The following is a 20,676-nucleotide window of genomic DNA, read 5'->3' as shown; positions in this document are numbered from 1 at the left end:
AGGATTGCCGGTTCATTGTTTGACCGGCTGGCTGATTGGTTGGCCCAAGCCGTCGATGTCGGGACCGTAGTTGCCGGAAATCACAGAGAACTTGATGGTGTTGGCCGCACCGGCTTTCAGCGGGACTGTGACCTGAGCACTCGACAGGATCGGAAAATCCCAGGTGCCTTCACCAGGAAACTGCACGGGAACCGGAGGGCCATTGTTGACGCTCACGCTCAGTGCACGAGGTGAACCGCCACCGTCGTCCGCGCTGATATACACCACGGGGACTGCATACTCGCCATCGACAGGCACCGCGATTCCGTTGAACTGGAGGCTCGAATCCGCGTTCACAAAATTGCCGACCTTTTCGTGGCCGCTGCATATGTTGCATGCCTGGACTGCCGCATCCTGAATGATGTTGGTGGCGCTTTCCGCTTGATAGGCGACAGGCGGCAACGCGGGTTGCGGAGCGGCGATCAGCGCCACCTTCTCGATCGACGGAGCGTGGTGGCCCTTGTCCGGAAGAGCGAAACTCAGCGTGTTGCTTCCCGGCACGAACGGCATGTACAGCGTGACGGTGCCTTGGGCGTGTCCGGTGGTAACGGGCAGTTGGATCGTTGTGAGTACGTTGTCGTTGAGCGTCAACGGCACCTTCAACGAAGACGTTCCTTCGTTCAGGTACGTCACGTCGATGTAGCCGCCCGTGGTTGCATTCACCGTATAGCTTGCTGCGCCGTCTTCATGTCTGCCTGGTTTGGCTGGGTGGATTTTCGATGCATCGTCCACGCCGGCGATGGTCAGCATGACGGAGCCGCCAGCCGGAACAGCGGACACCGTGTACCCGGACCTGTGCGAACCCAGATCCTTGTGCGCCCAGATATCCCGCACGCTGGCCGAAGCAGCGGGGTCTAGCCCGAGATCCTTCCAGTTCACCGTGATCGGAGCGGCCGACCCGGTTGTGTTGAGCAGAACTACCGCACGGCGACCTTGACCGACGAGCAGCTTGGCCCACACGCCCAGACCGTTCTGCGGCACCGCCACCCGGATCGCTTGGAGGCCACGCGGGTCCTGATCGACGGCGAGCACCTCCGGATTGGTCAGCGTCGCCATCGTTGGCGAACTGATCGGCGTCGTGACATCGAGACCCAGGATAAGCGGCGCACCGGAAATGGCCCACAGGCTCATGTGCGTCTGATCCTGCGCGGCGGTCAGACCGAACCCGGCAAGCATCATGTCCGCATCGTTATAGACGCCCGTATGTTGGGCTTCCGGAAACAGATTGCCGTAGAAATTCTGGTTCACGATTCTGGAAAAATCAGGCGTGCTTTGATGGCCCGGCGTGCCGGTGTCATAGGTGATGTCCTCGGTCGTTCTCCACAGATCCGCGACTTGCCCCCAGTCGTACGATCTGCCCGTCTTGTCGGTGTGAAAACTGTTCGGATTGATGCTGTAGACGATCTGCCGATTCACGGCGGCACCCGCACTGTTCAGCGCATCGCGCATCTTCTGGAAACCGGCCACCTGATCGTCGACGGTGCCATCTGGCGAGCACCAGTCGTACTTTACGTAGTCGACACCCCATGCCACGAATGTATTGGCATCCTGAACTTCGTGACCAAGACTGCCCATCGGGTTGGTGTGTCCAGGGTACAGATTGTTACGCTGAGCACAGGTTTCGGCTGCGGGCACTTCATACATGCCGAACTTCAGACCTCTGGCGTGAACGTAGTCGGCCAGCGCTTTGATGCCGCTGGGAAATTTCACGGGGTCGGCGACCAGGTTGCCTTGCGCATCGCGTGATGGCGCGAACCAGCAGTCGTCGACGTTGATATAGCTGTAGCCTGCTTTCATCAACGGACCATCTTTCTTCAGGCCGTCGGAGATAACGTCCGCGGCCGTTTTCACCAGATCCTCGGTGATGTTGCAGCCGTACGCATTCCACGAGGCCCAACCCATAGGCGGTAGTGCAATCGATGCAATCGACCCTCGGGCCTGAGTTTGCGATGACGCGTCTTGTGCGGAAACGTTTGCGGAGTTGGCCGCGACTTGCGCGACGCTCGCGGCGTTGGAGGCCCCTTGCTGGTCGCCTCCGCAGCCGGACAAAACGAAAGCCATCACGATGCTTGCGAAGAACAGATACACCTGTGTACGACCCAGGATCTTCATGATTTTCCTTTGCTGAAAAATGAAACTGGGATTTCTGGGTAGGTGCTCTTTCCTGTCGTTGTGTCGGCCAGGTCGACATCGTTATTGCTGGCCGAGCGCAACGTGATTTCGTTTAGATAGAGCGCCTTAGGTTCGCTCGCGCAGAATTTGATTCGCCTGCGGCGGAGCGTTGGCTGAAGCGAAAGTGTTAGGTGGAAGTGAAGGGGGATTGCCGGTTGCGCCGGGCTAGGAGGGATGCAGCGAGGGCAGGTGCTGCAACAGAGGGGATGAGAGCAGTACTGCCTAACTTCGGCTGCTCGCGACGCTTTTGACTGATGGAAATCTTCATCGTGTCTCCTGCTGCGGATTTATGCTGAATCCACTAATGAACATCTAGTTCAAATATGCACGCGTAAGGATTTGTCAGACATTAGGTTTTTCCCCTGGTATCGTGTTGCAAATGGTGGGATGGGGATGCGGGGGAGTTGATGTTGCTGGGGGGTATGGTGATGGGAATTTTGTGGAATTTAGGAAGCCGTATTTTTCATGATCTCGGCAGAATGCCAAGGATCCGCACTGCGCGAATTTCCGGGCCAGTACTTGAATCCGATGTTGGGCGATTTACGAAGTGATGCAAATGACGGCATGAAGGATGCGCGGAAAGCACTGAAACTGCTTAACGAAAGCCGTTTCAAGAAATAGCTAAAACCATGACAACAGTTTTGTTTGATCTGCTCGAAAAGCTCGACGCAGAGAAGATTCACTACACTTTGAGCCGCAATCGCCCCGATACCATCCTGGTGTCAATCGCAGTTGTCGGGATGCGCGTTGAGGTCGATGTGTTCCGCGACGGGCACACGGAGGTATGCGTATTCAAGGGATCGGAGGGCGAGGCGGAAGACGCCGGGATTCTTGAGCGGATCATTCGTGAGAACACGGACTGATAGGCATCGTCGGAAGTGGATGAGTTTGCTGGGATGAACGGGCGCCCCACCGTTTTGACACACCTAATTGGATGGCCTCTCCGGCTGGCGACCTGTCGATCATCGGGGCGATATGAAAAGCGGTTCGGACGCCCCGGGCACAAACGCCTTTTGCCAACTACACAGACCGTTGGCTCTTCTGTCACACGCATTGTGTGCCGTCAATGATCGCTTGCCGATCGCAAACGCTTATAGCGATAGACTGTTTTATCCGTGCCAGCTCCCATAGGGAGCCATAGTAGCGTCATGTGATAGCTCATATGGGTCCACGTCGTGAGCAGAATGTCGCCATTGCTATCAAGCCGCACTGAACGGCCGGAAAAGAAGTAGTTCGGCCCGTATTCGGATCGTGACGATTGCTCCTGAGTGGCCCAACTAATAACCCCTGTCTCGCACGATACTTTGACGCCGCTGTTAAATTTGGTTCGGAAGCTCTCTAGCTCGGACGTGCCGTAATAAGTCACGACCGTGTAGTTGCCGTCAGTATTTTTCTGGAAAGCCGTGGTATCCGGCGCGATGCGACGACCGTCCGCATCCCTTTTATAGCCCGCGCGCATCACTTGAGCTGCTTCAATGTCTTCCGCATGAAATATCTCGTCCGTGAAAGGCAATACATCCGGCGCGTAACCTTCGACGATCTGTCGTACTCTGCCTTCGTAAATGCCAGTAATGTCAGGGCATTCAGGCGATAGAACCGTTTTTGTATTGTTACTAGCGTAGTCGCCGGATTCAGGCGCGGATGCGCACCCGTAACCCATTGCGCACACGACAATGGACGCGACGATGCGAAACATTGGACGAAATCGCATGGTTCCGGGGCGACTCGATGTTTCATTCGCCGCCTCCACAGCTACGTGGGGGCGAAAAGTATGGCGTTGACTTGAAAACAGATAGCCAGCCATTCGTTCAAATGCCACGCAACCTCCACCATTGATCGACCCGCATCCGGCACGAGTCGACGATCATCATCGTCGACCTGCAGATAGAAACTCATCAATCTCGCGAGATCATTATCTTGTTTTCGTGTTTTGTGCCGCCAAGCTCAAAGTGAACTGTGCCGTCCTGCGCCATTCCGTGAGAACGATAGAACGAAATTGCCTTGCCATTTTGCGAGTTCACAGAGAGCCAGATGGACCGATTTCCGGTCCTCGCCATTGCAATGTCTCTGGCGTGATTCATCAAGGCAGATCCAATTCCTCGCCGTGCGAAAGCGTCCAGGACATAGAGCGTCTGAATCTCGTTGGGAACATCAGCGTGGCTCGAGCCTAACCGCATGATGATATAACCAGCGAGGCTAGTTCCTTCCTCCGCGATCAGAAGAACGATGCTCGCCTCCCCCATGAGGGCTCGGAATGTGCTCGGTGTAAATGACGCCAGCACATAGTCCGCAATGACATCAGACACGCCAACCGCTGCATAGGTATGCACCCACACATGCGCGCCAAGCACTGCGAGACGCGGTGCATCTTCCAACGTGGCTGCCCGTATCAAATGTGTGGTCTTCACGTCGAAATTAGTCGATTCAGGAGATTGGGGTTAAGCCGTATCGACCACGAGCGGACCGAAGAGAAACTCCCGAGGTCCACCCGCTCGCATCGTTCGCCCATCGCTACTGGTTTTTGGCAGACAGGTATGCCAGCACCGAGCCTCATCGCGTTATGTTGACTTCTCGAATCCTGGATACCGACAATCCATCTTCGTTGATTTCGAAGAGTCTCACGGAGATGCCGTAGTCGTAAAGATACGCTTCACGATTCTGATAAGTTACCGCCTTGTCGCTCATCGATTTGCAGCTGACATCCACGGCGTCGCCAGTGAAATCCTTGAATACTTGAGATGCGGGGTACTTTTCGAAAGATTCACAGCGCGAACCTTGCACGGCGCCCGAGTCACGCTGAAGCGGGGGTGACAGGTAGACCGAATTCGGTTCAGGGATCGGACCACCATTGTCCAATATCGGATACGCGTCAGGTGCCAGAAGTCTTGGGGAGGGATAGCGGATGCTTCCACTAATGGGTTGGGCCCTGATGGACTGGTACCCGTATTCCGTCGAAAGATTCCCCCCCTGAAAAATGCTTCGGTTCGATAGCTTCGCCGTCAAGCGCCATGGATAGTGCTACACCGAAAACCGCTTTCGGGGGAAGTCGGAGGCCGTCATCCAAAATCAAATCGTAGTCCGTTGACGGACTGAACGGATGATGTACGTTACCGCTCTGGAATTGCTGAACGGCTTTCCAGATGAACTCCGGTGTCGCCCTGTTAAGGGTTTCAGCTGGTAGCCGTTCGCCATTGCCAAGAGACTGATACCGGATGTATCTATAGCCAGCATCCTTCAGTTTCCGCTCTGCTTGTTGAAGCAGTTGCTCATCAAAGAACCGGTTCCATTCGGTTTCCAGTACTAACGCCTCGACCGACAGATCTAGGCGACCCTTTTCCCACAGCTTGGTAAATCCATCAGAAGGATTTCTACCGCCGACCAACTTCGACACGGCGGTGAATCCACCATCAACACCAAGCATCGCGATGAATTGCCTCGGATCGTAGCCAAGATCTCTCTTGGCCTCCGCTGCTTTCTCACGCAGGAATGCTGTAAATCTGTCGTCGTTCGCCTTATCCATCTCCACCTCACGTACCAACTTGTTCTATACGTACTCGACGTACGCGTTTAATTTCGGCATGGTCGAGCAAATCTTTAGTAACTCACAATACAGTTTTGGTGCAGCGGCCATGTGAAACTTTTCTTGAAAATCCCATCGCGCTCAAAAAGCAGGCGCAAGTCGCAACTTGAAAGCGGGTTGATCGGTTGCCAACCGACAGGACGAGCGAACAATCTCGACGCCCCGTGCACCTTCGTCCTATCTCTCCTTATCCGTTCGGCCAAATCAAACATTTGGCCTACAAGATTAAAGCCAACCTCGGTGGTCTCCCTTATAATTACCAAGTCGTCAGGAGACACCCGGCGACCAGGTTTGACAGCCTGATTGTTACGTCCGCACCCCGCTTAGGCGGGAGTGCGTCTGCTGCTGCACGTCTATATTCTATGGGCGGGCTGTAGTGGGGGAGCCGCAAGGCTCGCCGGCTTGACGTAACACCGGTCTGTCAACCCTTCTACGTGCCCGCTCACCCCCTTCCCAAGCGAGTGTCGGGCGATCCAAGAAGTAACAGGGAGATCGTCACCATGAGCAAGTCCAACAAAAATCAACCCGCTTCACGTCCGCCTGTCGAGGCAATCCAGTACGAAAAGCTTGCCCTGTCGGCATTCGATTTATGCGACCGGCATCTGGCTCAACTGGATACCTTGATCACACTTGCGTCCTCGATATGTAGGAATCCTTCCATCACGCTTGAGGAAAGACGACGTCGTCAGACGCTTCTCGAATTGCTGGTGGACACGGCTGAGCAATATCAGCAGGAACTCGAATGCGACCGCGAGTTGTACAAGGTGATTGCGCTCGATGCGAAGGGCGTTCCGCAAAGCCGCATCACGGCACGCCACGCGGCGAACCTGCTTGCAGAAGAGGTGGCGCAACGAGCAGGCGAACCGACAGCCACCGCAAACGAGCCTCAACGCCAAAGCCAAGCAGAGAAAACTGCCGCAACGTTAGGAGCCGACGCAGCCCAGCAACCGGTCGTCGCGCAACACTAGACGATCAAGAAGGGCCATCGGCCGACAACGCGGTACAGCCGAAGAACCGTTCGGAAACCGCCTGCACTGAGACGGCCATCGCCCGTCTCAGTGCTGTCACATGACACATGCCATCGGCAACCCGTGTCACACGGCGCAACCCTACCCGCATACCACCGCACCTACCTAGAATATGTCATATCAATCCGCCAACAGACCGCTTAAAGTAGGCGAAAGCACCTCCGTCCCGGTTGCCGGTCTGAGTTGACCCGACTACTATGCGTGTTAGCTTTGGCATCAACTTCTCGAGACCTTCATGTCGCAGAACGTGAACAGAAAGGGCGGCGTAAGGCGTCGATCATCCTGGCACACAAAGGAGTCTTGAATGTCGATTGAACAAGTCTTATATCGTGCTCACGCACACGTCACCGGCGGTCGCGACGGACGCGCGACCATTCCCGATAGCCACCTCGATCTCAAGCTGACCACGCCGAAGGAGCTCGGCGGCGGAGGCGGCGACGGAACGAACCCCGAGCAACTCTTCGCGGCGGGATATAGCGCATGCTTCATCGGGGCAATGAAGTTCGTTAGCGCGCGCGACAAGATCGCGCTGCCAAAGGACGTCGCCATTGATGGCAATGTCGGCATCGGACAGATCCCCAATGGCTTCGGCATCGAAGTCGAACTGAAAATCTCGCTGCCGGGCATGGACCGCGCAGAAGCGGAAGCACTGATCGCCAAGGCGCACATCGTCTGCCCATATTCGAACGCCACACGCAACAACATCGACGTCAAGCTGACGCTGGTCTAAGCCGCGCGTCATCACGCGCTATTTCGAGTGCAAGCAGCGGATGCCGTGTCGCGCAAAGCGGCGCGCATCTCTGAGGTTCATGACATGGACAATGCCGCCGAAAACGCTGCTCGCACCCGAATCCAGCCGCAACGGGCAATTGCCGAGTTTGCCAGGGTTCTCTGGCATCTGCGCGCCATCCTGGCGATGCTGCTTATCCTTTTCTTCATTTTGACCGTCGCCATGTATTTCGTTGGCGGGGCCGTCGATGTAGCCACACGCACGCCCTCATCGCTAGGCCACACTTTCTATTTTTGCGCGGTCACGGCGCTGACCATCGGCTACGGCGACGTGGTGCCGACCACCACGCCGGGTCTCATCATCGCGGTTCTGCTCGGACTGCTCGGCGTGTTGATAACGGGTGTGGTAACGGGTTCGGCCGTTTATGCCATCCAGCTCGCGGCGCATCTGATCGGGCGACACGAAGCGCAGTAGCCGGCTTTACGACGAATATGTCATTTCAGATGGCCGCTACGTCTCCTAATATGTGTAGTTAGCGTTCTGATATGCTTTTTACCGTGCGCCGGCATGCGAATTCGATGTCGGTACCACTGGCAGGCGGTATCCACTCAAGAGGGTAGATCTCATCATGACCAGTCAATCGAATTCGCGGGGCGTGATCGGCGGCATCACCTTGCTCTTTACGGTGCTGACCGCGCTCTATCTGTTGATCGGTGGCGTATGGCTGCTGGCGGTCGGCGGCTCGCCGTACTACGTCATCACAGGCATCGTGCTGTTGGGCGTGGCCTGGCTGCTTTGGCGAGGCAGTCCCGCCGCGCTCCTGCTTTATGCACTCGTGCTGATCGGCACGGCGATCTGGGCACTCTTCGAGTCGGGTCCCGACTTCTGGGCACTCGCACCGCGCTCCGGTGTACTCGTTATCTTCGGTGTATGGTTGCTGCTGCTCGTGAGCGGGCGGCTGGAGGGCGAGCGCAAGCTGGGTGTCGTATCGCTCGTCGTCGCGCTCGTGGCATGGGCCGGCATACTCGTGTACGCCAACTTCAACGATCCGCAACAGGTCAACGGCACACTGAACGCTTCCGCGCCCGCGAGCGTCGCCAGCACCGGGATCGACCCCTCCGACTGGCCCGCCTATGGGCGCACCCAGGAAGGCACGCGCTACTCGCCATTGCAGCAGATCACGCCTGAGAACGTGAAGAATCTCCAGGTGGCCTGGACCTTCCGCACCGGTGACATGAAGGGGCCCAACGATCCTGTCGAGATTACCAACGAAGTCACGCCGATCAAGATCGGCGACCTGCTTTACCTATGCTCGCCGCATCAGATCCTGTTCGCGCTCGACGCGAAGACGGGCACGCTCAAGTGGAAGTTCGATCCGCGACTGAAGAACGATCCGTCGTTCCAGCACGTGACGTGCCGCGGCGTGTCGTATGTCGATCTGTCGACCAGTGCCCCGGCGGCCGCACCCGCTGCGGCGCCGGCGAGCGATGCCGCAGCAGCCCCTGCGGACGCCTCGGGCGCTGCTGCCACGCCTGCCTCGGGCGTCGCCGTCGCAGACGCCTCAGGGCCTGCTACGGCCGCCTGTACGCGCCGCATCTTCCTGCCGGTCAACGACGGCCACCTCTACGCCCTCGACGCGCTGACGGGCGAACGTTGCGCGGGTTTCGGCAACAACGGCGACCTCGACCTTCAACACGCCCAGCCGGTCACAACGCCGGGCATGTACGAGCCCACCTCGCCGTCGATCATCACCAGCAAGGTGATCGTCGTGGCGGGCGCGGTGGAGGACAACTTCTCGAACCGTGAGCCGTCGGGTGTGATCCGCGGCTTCGATGTGCGCACGGGCGAATTGCTCTGGGCGTTCGATCCGGGTGCGAAAGACCCGAATCACATTCCCGGCCCGGGCGAACACTACACGTGGAATTCACCCAACTCGTGGGCACCCGCCGCCTACGACGCGAAGCTCGACATCGTCTATCTGCCGATGGGTGTGAAGACACCGGATATCTGGGGCGGCGACCGCACGCCGGAGCTGGAGAAATACGCCACCGGGCTGCTCGCACTCAACGCCTCGACCGGCAAGCTCGCCTGGTTCTACCAGAGCGTGCACCACGATCTGTGGGACATGGACCAGCCGTCGCAGCCCACCATCGCCGACATCACCGGCAAGGATGGTAAGACCGTGCCGGTCGTGTACGCGCCGGCCAAGACCGGCAACCTGTTCGTGCTCGACCGCCGCACCGGCGTGCCGGTCGTGCCGGCACCCGAAACGCCGGTGCCGCAGGGCGCGGCGCCCGGCGACCACGTTGAGCCGACACAGCCGTTCTCACAGCTCACGTATCGTCCGTCGAAGAACCTGACCGACGCCGACATGTGGGGCGCCACGATGTTCGACCAGCTTATATGCCGTGTGATGTTCCACCAGCTGCGCTACGAGGGCACGTTCACGCCGCCGTCGCTACAGGGCACGCTCGTGTTCCCGGGCAACCTGGGCGTGTTTGAGTGGGGCGGTCTTGCCATCGACACCGACCGCCAGATTGCCGTCGCGAACCCGATCGGCTTGCCGTTCGTCTCGCGTCTGATCCCGCGCGGACCGGGCAACCCGCTGGAGCCGGTGGAGGGCGCCAAGGGCAGCGGCACGGAATCAGGCGTCCAGCCGCAGTACGGTGTGCCGTACGGCGTGACGATCAATCCGTTCCTCTCGCCGCTGGGCTTGCCGTGCAAGCAACCGGCATGGGGCTACATCTCGGCGATCGATCTCAAGACCAATGAGATCGTGTGGAAGAAGCGCATTGGCACCGTGCGCGATAGTTCGCCGATTCCTCTGCCGTTCAAGATGGGCATGCCGATGCTCGGCGGTCCGATCGTCACGGCGGGCGGCGTCGCGTTCATTGGCGCAACGGCTGATAACTACATCCGCGCGTTCAACGTGAACAATGGCGAGCAGATCTGGGAGGAACGTCTGCCTGCGGGCGGTCAGGCCACGCCGATGAGCTATTCGATCGATGGCCGTCAGTACGTTGTGATCGCGGCGGGCGGGCATGGCTCGTTCGGTACAAAGCTCGGCGACTATGTGATTGCCTACGCGTTACCGCCGCAGTAAGCGGCACGCGCCGCGCATGCGGTTTTTCTTGTCCCTTATGCGGCGCATTGAATGCGCCGCTTTTTATATCGTCGAATGAACCATTCACGCTTTGCGTCGCGAGCCTGTGTCGTGCTGGCCTCGATCGCGATGCACGCCACGCTTGCGCATGCGCAAAGTTCCGTCACGCTCTATGGCGCACTCGATACGAGCATTGAAATCACCAATCCGGGGGCGGGCTACGTTGCTCGTATGGATTCCGGCGCTTATCGGGGATCGCGCGTTGGCTTGCGCGGCGTCGAGGATATCGGCGACGGCATCAAGATTCTGTTCACTCTGGAGAACGGCTTCGGTTCCGCTGACGGCACCTTTGCCGTCGCGAACACGATCTTCAACCGGCAGGCCTGGGTCGGAGTGGATACGCTTTACGGCACCGTGCGCGTCGGCCGTCAGTACTCGCCGATCTATATTCCGTTCAAGGGCGGCCTCGATGCGTTCGACGCCGGCACGATCGCTTCCGGTCTCGACAACCTCTCCAAGATCACGCCCTACGAGAGCAATGCGATCACCTATCTCTCGCCCGAATTCCATGGCTTCTCCACGACCATCATGGCAGCCCTGCGCGACGGCGACGCCAGCAATGATGGCAACGGGCTCGCCGGCCACATCGAAACCTTCGCATGGCGCGAGGGACCGTTCCGCATCTCGTACGCGCATCAACAGACGCATGGCGACGGCGCGTTGCGCGCTAACCTGGGTGGCGTCTCGTACATCTATGGCCCGGTCACGGGGTTTCTATCGTTCTTCAATGGCGATGGCGGTACGCCGCGATATCACAACGACGGTGTAGCCGTCTCCGCGCGCTATGCCGTGAATTCGCACTTTCGTGCCTCACTCGGCTACACCTATCTGCGTGATCGCTCAGGTGGTGACAACAACGCCGATCAGTTCAGCGCGGCATGCGAGTACGACCTCTCCAAGCGATCTCTGCTCTATGCGAGCGCCGGCTGGTTGCGCAATCGCGGGCAGGGTGAGTTCACGTTGCGCGGGGTGAATGTGACGGGGCTCACGCCGTCGTGGCCGGGCGCATCTGTGCGGGGTGTGCAGTTCGGCATGATCGAGCGTTTCTAACGTTGCGCTGTGGGAGGTTGTCCGTTCATCCGTGCGCGGACTGGGTGAGCGTACGCGCGTTGCTTCGCCGGACTACAATCAGTTATGTGACCCTAATCATTCATTGACTGCGCGCCGACTTCAAACCGGTCAGCCAGGTTCGCAGCAGAGTAGCGGCTTAAGCAGACCTGATCGCAGTCAGCCACAAGTGGCGTCCCGGCAAAGGAGGGGCGATGCATTGGCAACCAAGCTCCGGCATGAACGTTAGACGCATCGCAATTATGGTTGCGGTCGTTGTGGGCGCCTTGATCGTCGCCGGGCGTCTCACTGGCGTCGTGGTCGACTGGCTGTGGTTTGCTTCAATCGGTTACGTCGGTGTTTTCTGGACGACTCTCTCCGCCAAGGCGCTCCTCTTTGCCGCCGTGTTCGTAGTGTCGGCGGGCGTAATTGCTGCATCGGGGTTCCTTGCGCATCGCTATGCGCGGCGTCCCGGTAGTTGGCAAGTCGAAACGGCCCGTCTGTCAGGTACGCCGGAGTTCATCAGTGAACTGGCGGACCAGCTCGCACCGCGCATTCCATGGCGCGCCAGCATTGTGGGCTGCGCGATTGTCCTGGCGCTGATCATCGCTGGGGGCGAAATCTCTAACTGGGATCTGGTGTTACGTTTCCTGCATCAGGTGCCTTATGGCGACCGCGATCCGGTTTTTGGCCAGGACATTAGCTTTTATCTGTTCTCGCTGCCCGCCTATCTTGCGTTCAAGAACTGGCTGCTGCAGCTGATCTTCTGCAGTGCGCTCGTTGCAGCCGCGGTGTATGGAGTTCGCGGCGACGTCACGTTTGATCGGGCACCGCGTGTACTCTCTCCCGCTGCCATTGCTCACGCTTCAGCGCTGCTCGGTGCGTTCTTTCTCCTGAAGGCCTGGTCCTACACACTCGACCGCTTTCTGCTGCTCTACGGCGATAACGGCGTCGTGGTCGGCGCCGGCTATACCGACATTCACGTCGAGCTTCCGGTCTTGTGGGTGCTCGTTGGCCTTGCTGTTGTTGCAGCTGTCGCGTGCTGGGTCAATATGCGCCGGCAGGGATATCGAATTCCTGTCGCCTCGTTGTTGTTGGTGTTCGGCACCTCGTTCGTGTTCGCCTTGATCTACCCGGCGCTGTTCCAGCGCCTCTATGTCAAGCCGAGTGAACTGCAACTGGAGATGCCCTATATCAAACACAATATCGCGCTAACGCGAATGGCTTACGGCCTCACACAGATCGCGGTAAAACCGTTTCCGGCTGATCAGGAATTGAATCTGGCCTCGCTCGAGGCCAATCGCGCGACCATCGATAACATTCGGCTGTGGGATGTGCAGCCGCTGATGGATACCTATGCGCAGTTGCAGGAGATCAGGACGTACTACAAATTTTTCTCTGTTGACATCGATCGCTACCGGCTCGACACCGGTTATCGGCAGGTGATGTTGTCGGCCCGCGAACTGGAGCCTTCGATGCTCCCCGCCAACGCACAGACCTGGGTGAACCTGCACCTCCTGTTCACGCATGGCAACGGCGTCGTGATGTCGCCCGTCACTGAAAAATCGACGGAAGGTTTGCCGTCCTTCTATCTGCAGGATATTCCGCCTGTCGCGCACGGCGGGCCGGCTATTCGCGAGCCGCGTCTGTATTTTGGTGAAGGGGGTGAGGGTTACGTCATTGTGAAAGGCAGCATCCCCGAGTTCGACTATCCCAAGGGTAAGGACAACGTCTACACCGCTTACAGCGGGAGCGATGGTATTGGCCTCGGCAGCAGCGCGCGCCGCAGCCTCTTCGCGTGGCAGTTCAACGATCCGAACATTCTGCTAACCGACTACATCACGAACAGTAGCCGCATTCTGCTGCACCGTAACATTCAGGATCGCGTGCGCACGATCGCCCCGTTCCTTAGGCTCGATCATGATCCCTACCTCGTCACAAGCAACGGACGCCTTTTCTGGATGCAGGACGCGTATACGACGAGCAGTTGGTTCCCCTATGCGCAGCCGGGCTTCGACGATGGCGCCAACTACATCCGCAACGCAGTCAAGGTTGTGGTCGACGCATATAACGGTACGGTCGATTTCTATGTGAGCGATCCGAACGATCCGATCATGCGAACGTATCAGCGCATTTTCCCGGGTCTGTTCAAGCCGCTCGCGACGATGCCGCAAGATCTTCAGCAACATATCCGCTATCCGGAAGAGCTGTTCCAGATCCAGGCGCAACTTTATCGGGCCTATCACATGGATGCGCCGGAGGTTTTCTACAATCGCGAGGATCTTTGGCAGTTCCCACGGGAATTGATCGGCGTTGATGGCGGGAATAGTCCCGGCACGCCGATGGCGCCTTACTACATGATCATGCGGCTGCCGGGGGAACCGCGCGAGGAGTTCGTCCTAATGCTGCCGATGGTGCCCAGCCAGCGCGACAATATGATCGCGTGGCTCGCCGCGCGTTGCGATCCGCCTAACTACGGCAAGCTTGTCGTCTACTCGTTTCCGAAGGATAAGCTCGTCTATGGGCCGTTCCAGATTGAGGCGCGCATCCAGCAGAACACTGAGATTTCGCAGCAGATTTCGCTGTGGAACCAGATGGGTTCGCGTGTCATTCGCGGCCATCTTCTTGTTGTGCCGATTGAGAATTCGATTCTCTATATCTCGCCGCTCTACCTGCGTGCGGAGTCGGGGCAGTTACCTGAGTTGAAGCGGGTGATTGCTGCGTATGGGGATCGAGTGGTGATGAGGGAAACGTTGGGTGAGGCGTTGGCGGCGCTTTTCAAGGAAAGTGGTCCGCTCGCGTCGCAGCCTCAGGGGACAGCGGATGCGCGTGCGCGTGAGGCGCTTGCACACTATGACCGTGCGATCGAGCGATTGAAGGCGGGGGACTGGAGTGGGTTTGGTGTGGAATTGGATGCGCTGCGGCCACTGCTTGAGGCGCTCGGTGGGGGACGGTCAGACGGGAAGAAGTGATTCAACCGAAAATCTCAAGACCGTTCTTCTGTACGAGCTGGAGCATACGAGCGGCGATCCCGCTGGGCTTCTTGTCGCCCTGTTCCCATTGACGAATGGTTGACGCAGTTGTGTTGAGGTACAAGGCAAACACACCTTGACTGACGTTCACGCTTTTCCGGATGCGGGCGATTTCTTTCGCGTTGAACTCCGGTGCCTTTTCGATGCACAGATCGTCATACTCACGCATCGTCTTTTTGTCGATGACTTTTGCTCGATGCAGACCGGAAGCTGCGCTATGAATTGCTTCCGACGCACTGCTTCTGAAAGGTCCCTTAGCCATTGCAAATCCCACTAGATTCTTCGACTCCAACATTCGATCACGTTTACTCCAACATTGGAATTCCCGCCAGGCAGCGTCCATCGCTGAACGCTGCCTGCCTTTGAGGTTACTCAACAAAATCCGTCGCTTCGGATGAGCCCTTCCACGCTTCAAGATCGCGTTGGACCGCCGCGGCTTTTTGCGCCGCCAGTTCGTTGGCGATCTTGCCGGCGAACAGGTGCAACGGCGGTTCGGCGACATCAACAGCCTGCATGATCAGCATGGCCAACTTGTCCGGATCGCCGGCCTGATGACCGTGCAGCGTGCCCAGGTGCAGATCGAGCGATGCCTTGGCTTCGGTGTATTCATCGATTTGTCGTTTGGCCACCGCTAGCGCGCCACTCGACAAAAACTCCGTGCGCACCGGCCCAGGGTAGACCACCGTTGCCTTGATGCCGAACTCGGCCACCTCGGCCGCGAGCGACTCGGTCAGGCCCGCGAGCGCGAACTTGCTCGCCACATAGCTGCCCCAACCAGCGTAGCCTCCTTGATAGCCGACAATCGAGGAGAGGTTGATAACATGCCCGCCGCGCTGCTCGCGCAGATGCGGGAGCGCGTGCCGGAGTACCAACAGCGGTGCGAACAGGTTGACTTCGAAATTCTGCCGAAGCTCCTCGTCCGAAAGCGCCTCGACGGTGCCCTGTTGTGCGTAGCCGGCGTTATTGACGATCACGTCGACCTTGCCGAACGTCTTGACCGTTTGCGCGATGGCGGAGTGCACGCTCTGATCGTTGGTCAGATCCACTTGCAGAGGAAGAAATTGCTCCGATGCGGGGCCGATCGCTTCCGTCAGCGACGCCACGGTTCGCGAAGTCGCGGCGACGTAATCGCCACGCGCGAGGAGTTGCCGTACGAGCCGTTGGCCGACGCCTTTCGATGCGCCAGTGACAAACCAGATTTTTGCGGACTTGTTCATGATAATTTCCTTGATAGATATGGAATACGAAATAAAATTTCAGCGACGTTTCAAAAGAATGTGGTCAGAGTCTTACTTGAGTGCCACGCTCATTCCACCGTCAGCCATTACGACTGCGCCGACGATATAGCTCGCTTTCTCAGAAGCCAGAAAGGCGATTACTTCAGCAATTTCACGCGGATCGGCCGCACGCTTGATCGGCGCATTCTTACCGTGCTCGGCGAGGAAGGCCGGGCCGTCGTCATGAAGATGGTTCGTGATGTTTGTCACCGCATCGCCGGATCCCACCGCATTGACACGAATGCCGTGATCGATCGCCTCGAGCGACATGGCGCGCGTCAACTGAGCGAGTGCGCCTTTCGAGGCCGCATAGGCCGCGATCAGCGGAAACGCCTGGTAGCACGCGTATGAACCCACGTTGACGATTGCGCCGGTCTTCGCCGGCATCATCGCGCGCATGGCTTCACGCGAGAACAGGAATGCGCCGGTGGAGTTGACCGCCTGGATACCGTTCCAGTCGTCGAGCGTCATCTCGATGACCGGTTTGTTAATGATGATCGCGGCGTTGTTGACCAGAATGTCCAGCTTGCCGAAGTGTTCCATCGCAGCGGCCACCGCGCGCACCGCGCTTTCCTCATGCGCGACGTCGGCGATGAGCGGGACGATCCCGGGCCGGGCCAACGCTTCGACATTGTTGCCGCGTCCAACGGCGATCACGCTCGCGCCTTGCGAGTGCAACAGTTCGGTGGTGGCGAGTCCGATGCCGCTTGCCGCACCGGTGACGATGGCAACCTTGCCGGCGAACGGTTGGTGGGTGGATGCTTGTGAAGTCATGATGAATTGCTCCAAGGAAATGAGGATCAAGAGATGAGACTTGTTAGAAAGGGCTCGCCGTTGGGCGCACAACGATTTCGCTGACATCCACGTCCGCCGGCTGCTCGACTGCGTAGGCGATCGAACGCGCAATGGCGTCTGACGTCAGCGCCACGCGGCGGAAGTCCTGCATCGCTGCGCGCGCGGTATCGTCGGAGATCGAATCGGCCAACTCCGATTCCACGACGCCCGGGCAGATCACGGTCACGCGAATCTTGTCGGTTTCCTGACGCAGACCGTCCGAGATAGCGCGCACGGCGAACTTGGTGGCGCAATACACGGCGGCCGTCGGCGTGACAGAGAGGCCGCCGATCGAGGAGATATTGATGACCTGGCCAAACCCCTGGCGCTCCATGGTCGGCAGGACCGCAGCAATGCCGTGCAGCACGCCGCGGATATTCACGTCGATCATGCGATTCCATTCGTCCACCTTTGTCGCGCTCAAGGGCGACAAAGGCATCACGCCGGCGTTGTTGACGATCACGTCGATGCGGCCGAAGGCGTCCAGTGCGGATTGGGCGAATGCGTTGACGTCTTCGGCGGACGTGACGTCGAGTGCCTTGTAACGAACCGAGCCGCCGGTTGCCTGGATTTCTTCGGCCAGCGCCGCGAGTCGTTCCGTGCGCCGTGCGCCGATCACGAGCTGGTGACCTTGGGCGGCGAGCAGCCGGACGGTTGCTTCGCCGATACCGCTGCTTGCCCCGGTGATAAGGATGACTTTGGGTTGATGGGTTTGCGTTGTCATGTTGCGTTCTCCGTGCCAATAAGCTGTGCAGGTTTGTCTGAGGGAGAGGCTACGAAGTCTGCGCACGAGGCGGCAAGGCAATCGCGGCGCGGTCTCCCGCGCGCTTCGGCCACACCGTGCAGCCAATGACCCATCTTATGAGCCGAGCTCCTGCACGCGAATACACGTGACAATCGCGGTATTGCCTATTCCTATTGAAGTGGATGCGGGCCGCCGAGCGTATCCGGTAGAATTTATTCACCCGATCTGGCGAAAGAGGAGTCTTCGTGACAGTTGCCGACAACCCGGTTTCCGCAAAGATGGTGAGCCTGCTTGAGCGTCTGGCGCCGAATGAGGGGTACACGCAGTCCGCGCTGGAGGGCGTGCGGTTCATGCGCTCCAACCGTCCGTTAGGGCGCACACCAGTGCTGTACGAGCCCAGCATCGTGATCGTGTGCCAGGGGCGCAAGCTGGGGTTTCTGGGCGAGGAGGTGTATGTCTACGACGCCCAGCACTATCTGATCTTGTCCGTGCCACTGCCGTTCTCGACTGAAACCGAAGCGAGCGAGGCCGAGCCGATGCTGGCTGTGACGTTGCGACTCGATCTGATCGAATTGACCGATCTGATACTGGCGATCGATCGCAGCGGAAGCCATCAGGAAGGCACGCCGCTAGGGATCGTATCGACGCCGCTCGAGGGAGACCTCGCCGAAGCGGCCCTGCGCCTGCTGCAAGCCCTGACGTCACCTCTGGACGCGGAGGTGCTGGGGCCCGCAATCGTGCGGGAAATCTGCTACCGGGTATTGATCGGGGAACGCGGCGCAGCGATGAGGGCTGCACTCGCGCATCAGGGGCGCTTCGGCAGGGTCGCGAAAGCGCTGCGGCGAATTCACACTGACTACGCGCAGCCGTTGGATGTCAGTCGTCTCGCGGAAGAGGCGGGGATGAGCGTTCCCGCGTTTCATGTCAACTTCAAAACCGTCACGCTCACCTCGCCGATCCAATACATCAAGTCGACGCGTTTGCATCAGGCGAGGCTGCTGATGATTCGCGACGGTTTGACGGCAGCCTCTGCATCGGCACGTGTCGGTTATGAAAGTCCCTCGCAGTTCAGCCGCGAGTTCAAGCGTTTCTTCGGACGCTCACCGGTCGATGAGGCTCGAGATATGCGGGCATCGTTCGCGCTATCTCCGGCTGCGACGTTCGACGCGTTCTCTGCTTCTCACTGACCTCAAAATGAGGCGGGCGCCCGGTGCTATGCATCGGATCGCGCTCGCGCGATCTTTTTTTGGGGCCGGTGTGCTTCGCTCCTTTCTGGCGTGTTTAGACATGCACTGATTTGCATGACGCCGCCAAAGTTCCAGCGGCAGTGTTGCAGTGTGGTAAACGGTCTATTGACGAATGATGGGTCTTATCGCGTGAGGTTTGCCTCTACCATTGCACCGGTGCTGCATGTGCCAGTCATAAAGGAGTCTCATGAACCTCGCTTCGATCCGCAAAGACGCCTTTGCGATGCCCGTTCACAATCCAGCCTACCCCCGGCCGCCGTACCGCTTCATCAATCGGGAATACTTCATCATCTCGTATGAGACCGATTTCGATGCGCTGCGCGCCATCGTGCCGGAGCCGTTGCATCCGGAAAACGACCTCGTGCATTACGAATTCATTCGCATGCCGGATTCGTCGGGCTTCGGTGACTACACCGAAAGCGGCCAGGTCATCTCGGTGCGAGACCAGCAAGGTCGCCTCGGCAACTACACGCATTCGATGTACCTCGACGACGAAGGCCCGATCGCCGGCGGCCGCGAGATCTGGGGCTTTCCGAAGAAGCTGGCCAAGCCGACCTTGAGCGTAGACGGCAACGACACGCTGCTCGGCACACTCGACTACGGCACACAACGTATCGCAACCGGCACGATGGGCTTCAAGCATGTGCCGCTCGACATCGAGGTTGAACGCAAGAAGCTTGCGGACACACCGAATTATTTGCTGAAAGTGATCCCGCACGTTGATGGTTCGGCGCGCGTGTGCGAACTCGTGCGTTTCTATCTGCGCGACGTGAGCGTGCTGGGTGCGTGGTCCGGTCCCGCCGCGCTCGAACTGCATCCGCACGCATTGGCGCCCGTCGCCGATCTGCCAGTGAAACGGGTGGTCGGCGCGCGACATGTGATTGCTAATCTCACACTGGATATCGGCGAGGTTGCGCTCGATTATCTCGCCACAACCGAGAGCGTGAAGCTCGCAGTCAATCAATAACGGTCCGTGAACCGATAAGGAAGGAACGCAACATGTCGTTGAACAATAAAGTCGCGCTTGTGACGGGCGCAGCAAGCGGTATTGGTGAGCAGTGCGCACGCAAACTGGCTAGCCTCGGCGCCGCAGTAGTGATTGCCGACCTGAATCTCGAGAACGCACAGAAAGTGGCCGACAGCATCGTCGCCGCGGGCGGCAAGGCGCTGGCGGTTGCAATGGATGTGACGAATGAAGAAGCAGTCAATAGCGGCATCGAACGTGCGGTGCAGGAGCTCGGCAGCATCGATGTGCTCGTGTCGAACGCGGGTATCCAGATCGTCGCTCCAATCGAGGAGTATGCGTTTTCCGACTGGAAGAAAATGCTGGCCATCCATCTGGACGGCGCCTTCCTCACCACCAAGGCGGCAATCAAGCACATGTACGCGGGCGGCAAGGGCGGCTCGATCGTCTACATGGGTTCGGTGCATTCACACGAGGCGTCGAAGCTGAAGTCCGCCTATGTGACCGCCAAGCACGGCTTGCTGGGACTGGCCCGAGTGGTTGCGAAGGAAGGTGGACCGCGCGGCGTGCGGGCGAATGTCGTGTGTCCGGGCTTTGTGCGCACCCCGCTCGTCGACAAGCAGATTCCCGAGCAGGCCAAGGCGCTCGGTATCTCCGAGGCCGAAGTGGTGAAGAACGTGATGCTCAAGGAAACCGTCGACGGTGAATTCACTACCGTTGAGGACGTCGCCAATACGGTTGCGTTCCTTGCAGGCTTCGAATCGTCTGCGCTCACCGGGCAGTCGGTGATCGTGAGCCACGGCTGGTCAATGCAATAA

The 20,676-nt window shown here is 58.7% G+C and carries 18 protein-coding genes; 10 read left to right on the top strand and 8 right to left on the bottom strand.

Going from position 1 to position 20,676, the window contains the following annotated elements:
* Positions 1–12 precede the first annotated feature (12 nt).
* Entirely contained in the window at positions 13–2,151 is a 2,139-nt protein-coding gene (locus tag BM438_RS10220; RefSeq protein WP_208620645.1) for an alpha-galactosidase D, read from the bottom strand.
* A 701-nt stretch (positions 2,152–2,852) separates the two neighbouring features.
* On the opposite strand from BM438_RS10220, the gene BM438_RS10215 reads away from it, so the two are divergent.
* Positions 2,853–3,074, top strand: a complete 222-nt coding sequence (locus BM438_RS10215; protein WP_244179335.1) for a hypothetical protein — start codon at positions 2,853–2,855, stop codon at positions 3,072–3,074.
* Positions 3,075–3,274: 200 nt separating this feature from the next.
* Here the strand turns inward: BM438_RS10215 and BM438_RS10210 are convergent, their stop codons facing one another.
* From BM438_RS10210 to BM438_RS10195, 3 genes are all read right to left on the bottom strand, one after another.
* Positions 3,275–4,030, bottom strand: a complete 756-nt coding sequence (locus BM438_RS10210; protein WP_143131687.1) for a hypothetical protein — start codon at positions 4,028–4,030, stop codon at positions 3,275–3,277.
* A 76-nt stretch (positions 4,031–4,106) separates the two neighbouring features.
* Positions 4,107–4,619 carry a GNAT family N-acetyltransferase gene (locus BM438_RS10205; RefSeq protein WP_143131686.1) on the bottom strand — a complete coding sequence of 171 codons (513 nt, stop codon included), beginning with the start codon at positions 4,617–4,619 and terminating at the stop codon, positions 4,107–4,109.
* A 503-nt stretch (positions 4,620–5,122) separates the two neighbouring features.
* Positions 5,123–5,731: a hypothetical protein gene (locus BM438_RS10195; RefSeq protein WP_093634163.1), complete on the bottom strand. Its 609-nt coding sequence runs from the start codon at positions 5,729–5,731 to the stop codon at positions 5,123–5,125.
* Positions 5,732–6,291: 560 nt separating this feature from the next.
* On the opposite strand from BM438_RS10195, the gene BM438_RS10190 reads away from it, so the two are divergent.
* From BM438_RS10190 to BM438_RS10165, 6 genes are all read left to right on the top strand, one after another.
* Positions 6,292–6,759 (top strand): hypothetical protein, encoded by a 468-nt coding sequence (locus BM438_RS10190; RefSeq protein WP_093634162.1) that lies wholly within the window; start codon positions 6,292–6,294, stop codon positions 6,757–6,759.
* A gap of 364 nt (positions 6,760–7,123) precedes the next feature.
* Positions 7,124–7,549 carry an organic hydroperoxide resistance protein gene (locus BM438_RS10185; protein ID WP_054033960.1) on the top strand — a complete coding sequence of 142 codons (426 nt, stop codon included), beginning with the start codon at positions 7,124–7,126 and terminating at the stop codon, positions 7,547–7,549.
* A gap of 45 nt (positions 7,550–7,594) precedes the next feature.
* Positions 7,595–8,023 (top strand): ion channel, encoded by a 429-nt coding sequence (locus tag BM438_RS10180; protein WP_341865746.1) that lies wholly within the window; start codon positions 7,595–7,597, stop codon positions 8,021–8,023.
* Positions 8,024–8,177: 154 nt separating this feature from the next.
* Positions 8,178–10,652, top strand: a complete 2,475-nt coding sequence (locus tag BM438_RS10175; protein WP_093634161.1) for a glucose/quinate/shikimate family membrane-bound PQQ-dependent dehydrogenase — start codon at positions 8,178–8,180, stop codon at positions 10,650–10,652.
* 75 nt (positions 10,653–10,727) lie between these two features.
* The gene (locus BM438_RS10170) at positions 10,728–11,762 is read left to right on the top strand and encodes a porin (protein WP_093634160.1); all 1,035 of its coding nucleotides are present in this window, start codon (positions 10,728–10,730) and stop codon (positions 11,760–11,762) included.
* 212 nt (positions 11,763–11,974) lie between these two features.
* Positions 11,975–14,731 (top strand): UPF0182 family membrane protein, encoded by a 2,757-nt coding sequence (locus tag BM438_RS10165; protein WP_093634159.1) that lies wholly within the window; start codon positions 11,975–11,977, stop codon positions 14,729–14,731.
* Between the two features lies 1 nt (position 14,732).
* On the opposite strand, the gene BM438_RS10160 is transcribed toward BM438_RS10165, so the two are convergent.
* From BM438_RS10160 to BM438_RS10145, 4 genes are all read right to left on the bottom strand, one after another.
* Positions 14,733–15,053: a helix-turn-helix domain-containing protein gene (locus BM438_RS10160; RefSeq protein ID WP_093634158.1), complete on the bottom strand. Its 321-nt coding sequence runs from the start codon at positions 15,051–15,053 to the stop codon at positions 14,733–14,735.
* A gap of 106 nt (positions 15,054–15,159) precedes the next feature.
* Positions 15,160–16,008: an SDR family oxidoreductase gene (locus BM438_RS10155; protein ID WP_093634157.1), complete on the bottom strand. Its 849-nt coding sequence runs from the start codon at positions 16,006–16,008 to the stop codon at positions 15,160–15,162.
* 72 nt (positions 16,009–16,080) lie between these two features.
* Positions 16,081–16,842 carry an SDR family NAD(P)-dependent oxidoreductase gene (locus BM438_RS10150; protein WP_093634156.1) on the bottom strand — a complete coding sequence of 254 codons (762 nt, stop codon included), beginning with the start codon at positions 16,840–16,842 and terminating at the stop codon, positions 16,081–16,083.
* A 43-nt stretch (positions 16,843–16,885) separates the two neighbouring features.
* The gene (locus BM438_RS10145) at positions 16,886–17,626 is read right to left on the bottom strand and encodes an SDR family oxidoreductase (protein ID WP_093634155.1); all 741 of its coding nucleotides are present in this window, start codon (positions 17,624–17,626) and stop codon (positions 16,886–16,888) included.
* Between the two features lie 266 nt (positions 17,627–17,892).
* Here BM438_RS10145 and BM438_RS10140 point away from each other — a divergent pair, with 266 nt between their 5' ends.
* The 3 genes from BM438_RS10140 to BM438_RS10130 all read left to right on the top strand — a co-directional run bounded on the left by BM438_RS10140 (position 17,893) and on the right by BM438_RS10130 (position 20,676).
* Positions 17,893–18,834, top strand: a complete 942-nt coding sequence (locus BM438_RS10140; protein WP_093634154.1) for an AraC family transcriptional regulator — start codon at positions 17,893–17,895, stop codon at positions 18,832–18,834.
* Between the two features lie 247 nt (positions 18,835–19,081).
* The gene (locus BM438_RS10135; protein ID WP_054033950.1) at positions 19,082–19,861 is read left to right on the top strand and encodes an acetoacetate decarboxylase; all 780 of its coding nucleotides are present in this window, start codon (positions 19,082–19,084) and stop codon (positions 19,859–19,861) included.
* Positions 19,862–19,893: 32 nt separating this feature from the next.
* A complete protein-coding gene (locus BM438_RS10130; RefSeq protein ID WP_093634153.1) occupies positions 19,894–20,676 on the top strand; it encodes a 3-hydroxybutyrate dehydrogenase in 783 nt (260 codons plus the stop codon).

Origin of the sequence: Paraburkholderia aspalathi (assembly GCF_900116445.1) — a bacterium.
GTDB classification, from domain to species: Bacteria; Pseudomonadota; Gammaproteobacteria; order Burkholderiales; family Burkholderiaceae; genus Paraburkholderia; species Paraburkholderia aspalathi.
The sequence above is the reverse complement of the archived record's forward strand: the minus strand, read 5'-3'. Positions and strand labels throughout refer to the sequence as shown.

Coding starts and splice junctions, on each gene's coding strand:
- BM438_RS10175 (WP_093634161.1), top strand. CDS start 8,178: ATGACCAGTCAATCGAATTCGCGGGGCGTGATCGGCGGCATCACCTTG.
- BM438_RS10150 (WP_093634156.1), bottom strand. CDS start 16,842: ATGACTTCACAAGCATCCACCCACCAACCGTTCGCCGGCAAGGTTGCC.
- BM438_RS10145 (WP_093634155.1), bottom strand. CDS start 17,626: ATGACAACGCAAACCCATCAACCCAAAGTCATCCTTATCACCGGGGCA.
- BM438_RS10165 (WP_093634159.1), top strand. CDS start 11,975: ATGCATTGGCAACCAAGCTCCGGCATGAACGTTAGACGCATCGCAATT.
- BM438_RS10185 (WP_054033960.1), top strand. CDS start 7,124: ATGTCGATTGAACAAGTCTTATATCGTGCTCACGCACACGTCACCGGC.
- BM438_RS10155 (WP_093634157.1), bottom strand. CDS start 16,008: ATGAACAAGTCCGCAAAAATCTGGTTTGTCACTGGCGCATCGAAAGGC.
- BM438_RS10160 (WP_093634158.1), bottom strand. CDS start 15,053: ATGGCTAAGGGACCTTTCAGAAGCAGTGCGTCGGAAGCAATTCATAGC.
- BM438_RS10220 (WP_208620645.1), bottom strand. CDS start 2,151: ATGAAGATCCTGGGTCGTACACAGGTGTATCTGTTCTTCGCAAGCATC.
- BM438_RS10135 (WP_054033950.1), top strand. CDS start 19,082: ATGAACCTCGCTTCGATCCGCAAAGACGCCTTTGCGATGCCCGTTCAC.
- BM438_RS10130 (WP_093634153.1), top strand. CDS start 19,894: ATGTCGTTGAACAATAAAGTCGCGCTTGTGACGGGCGCAGCAAGCGGT.
- BM438_RS10190 (WP_093634162.1), top strand. CDS start 6,292: ATGAGCAAGTCCAACAAAAATCAACCCGCTTCACGTCCGCCTGTCGAG.
- BM438_RS10170 (WP_093634160.1), top strand. CDS start 10,728: ATGAACCATTCACGCTTTGCGTCGCGAGCCTGTGTCGTGCTGGCCTCG.
- BM438_RS10195 (WP_093634163.1), bottom strand. CDS start 5,731: ATGGATAAGGCGAACGACGACAGATTTACAGCATTCCTGCGTGAGAAA.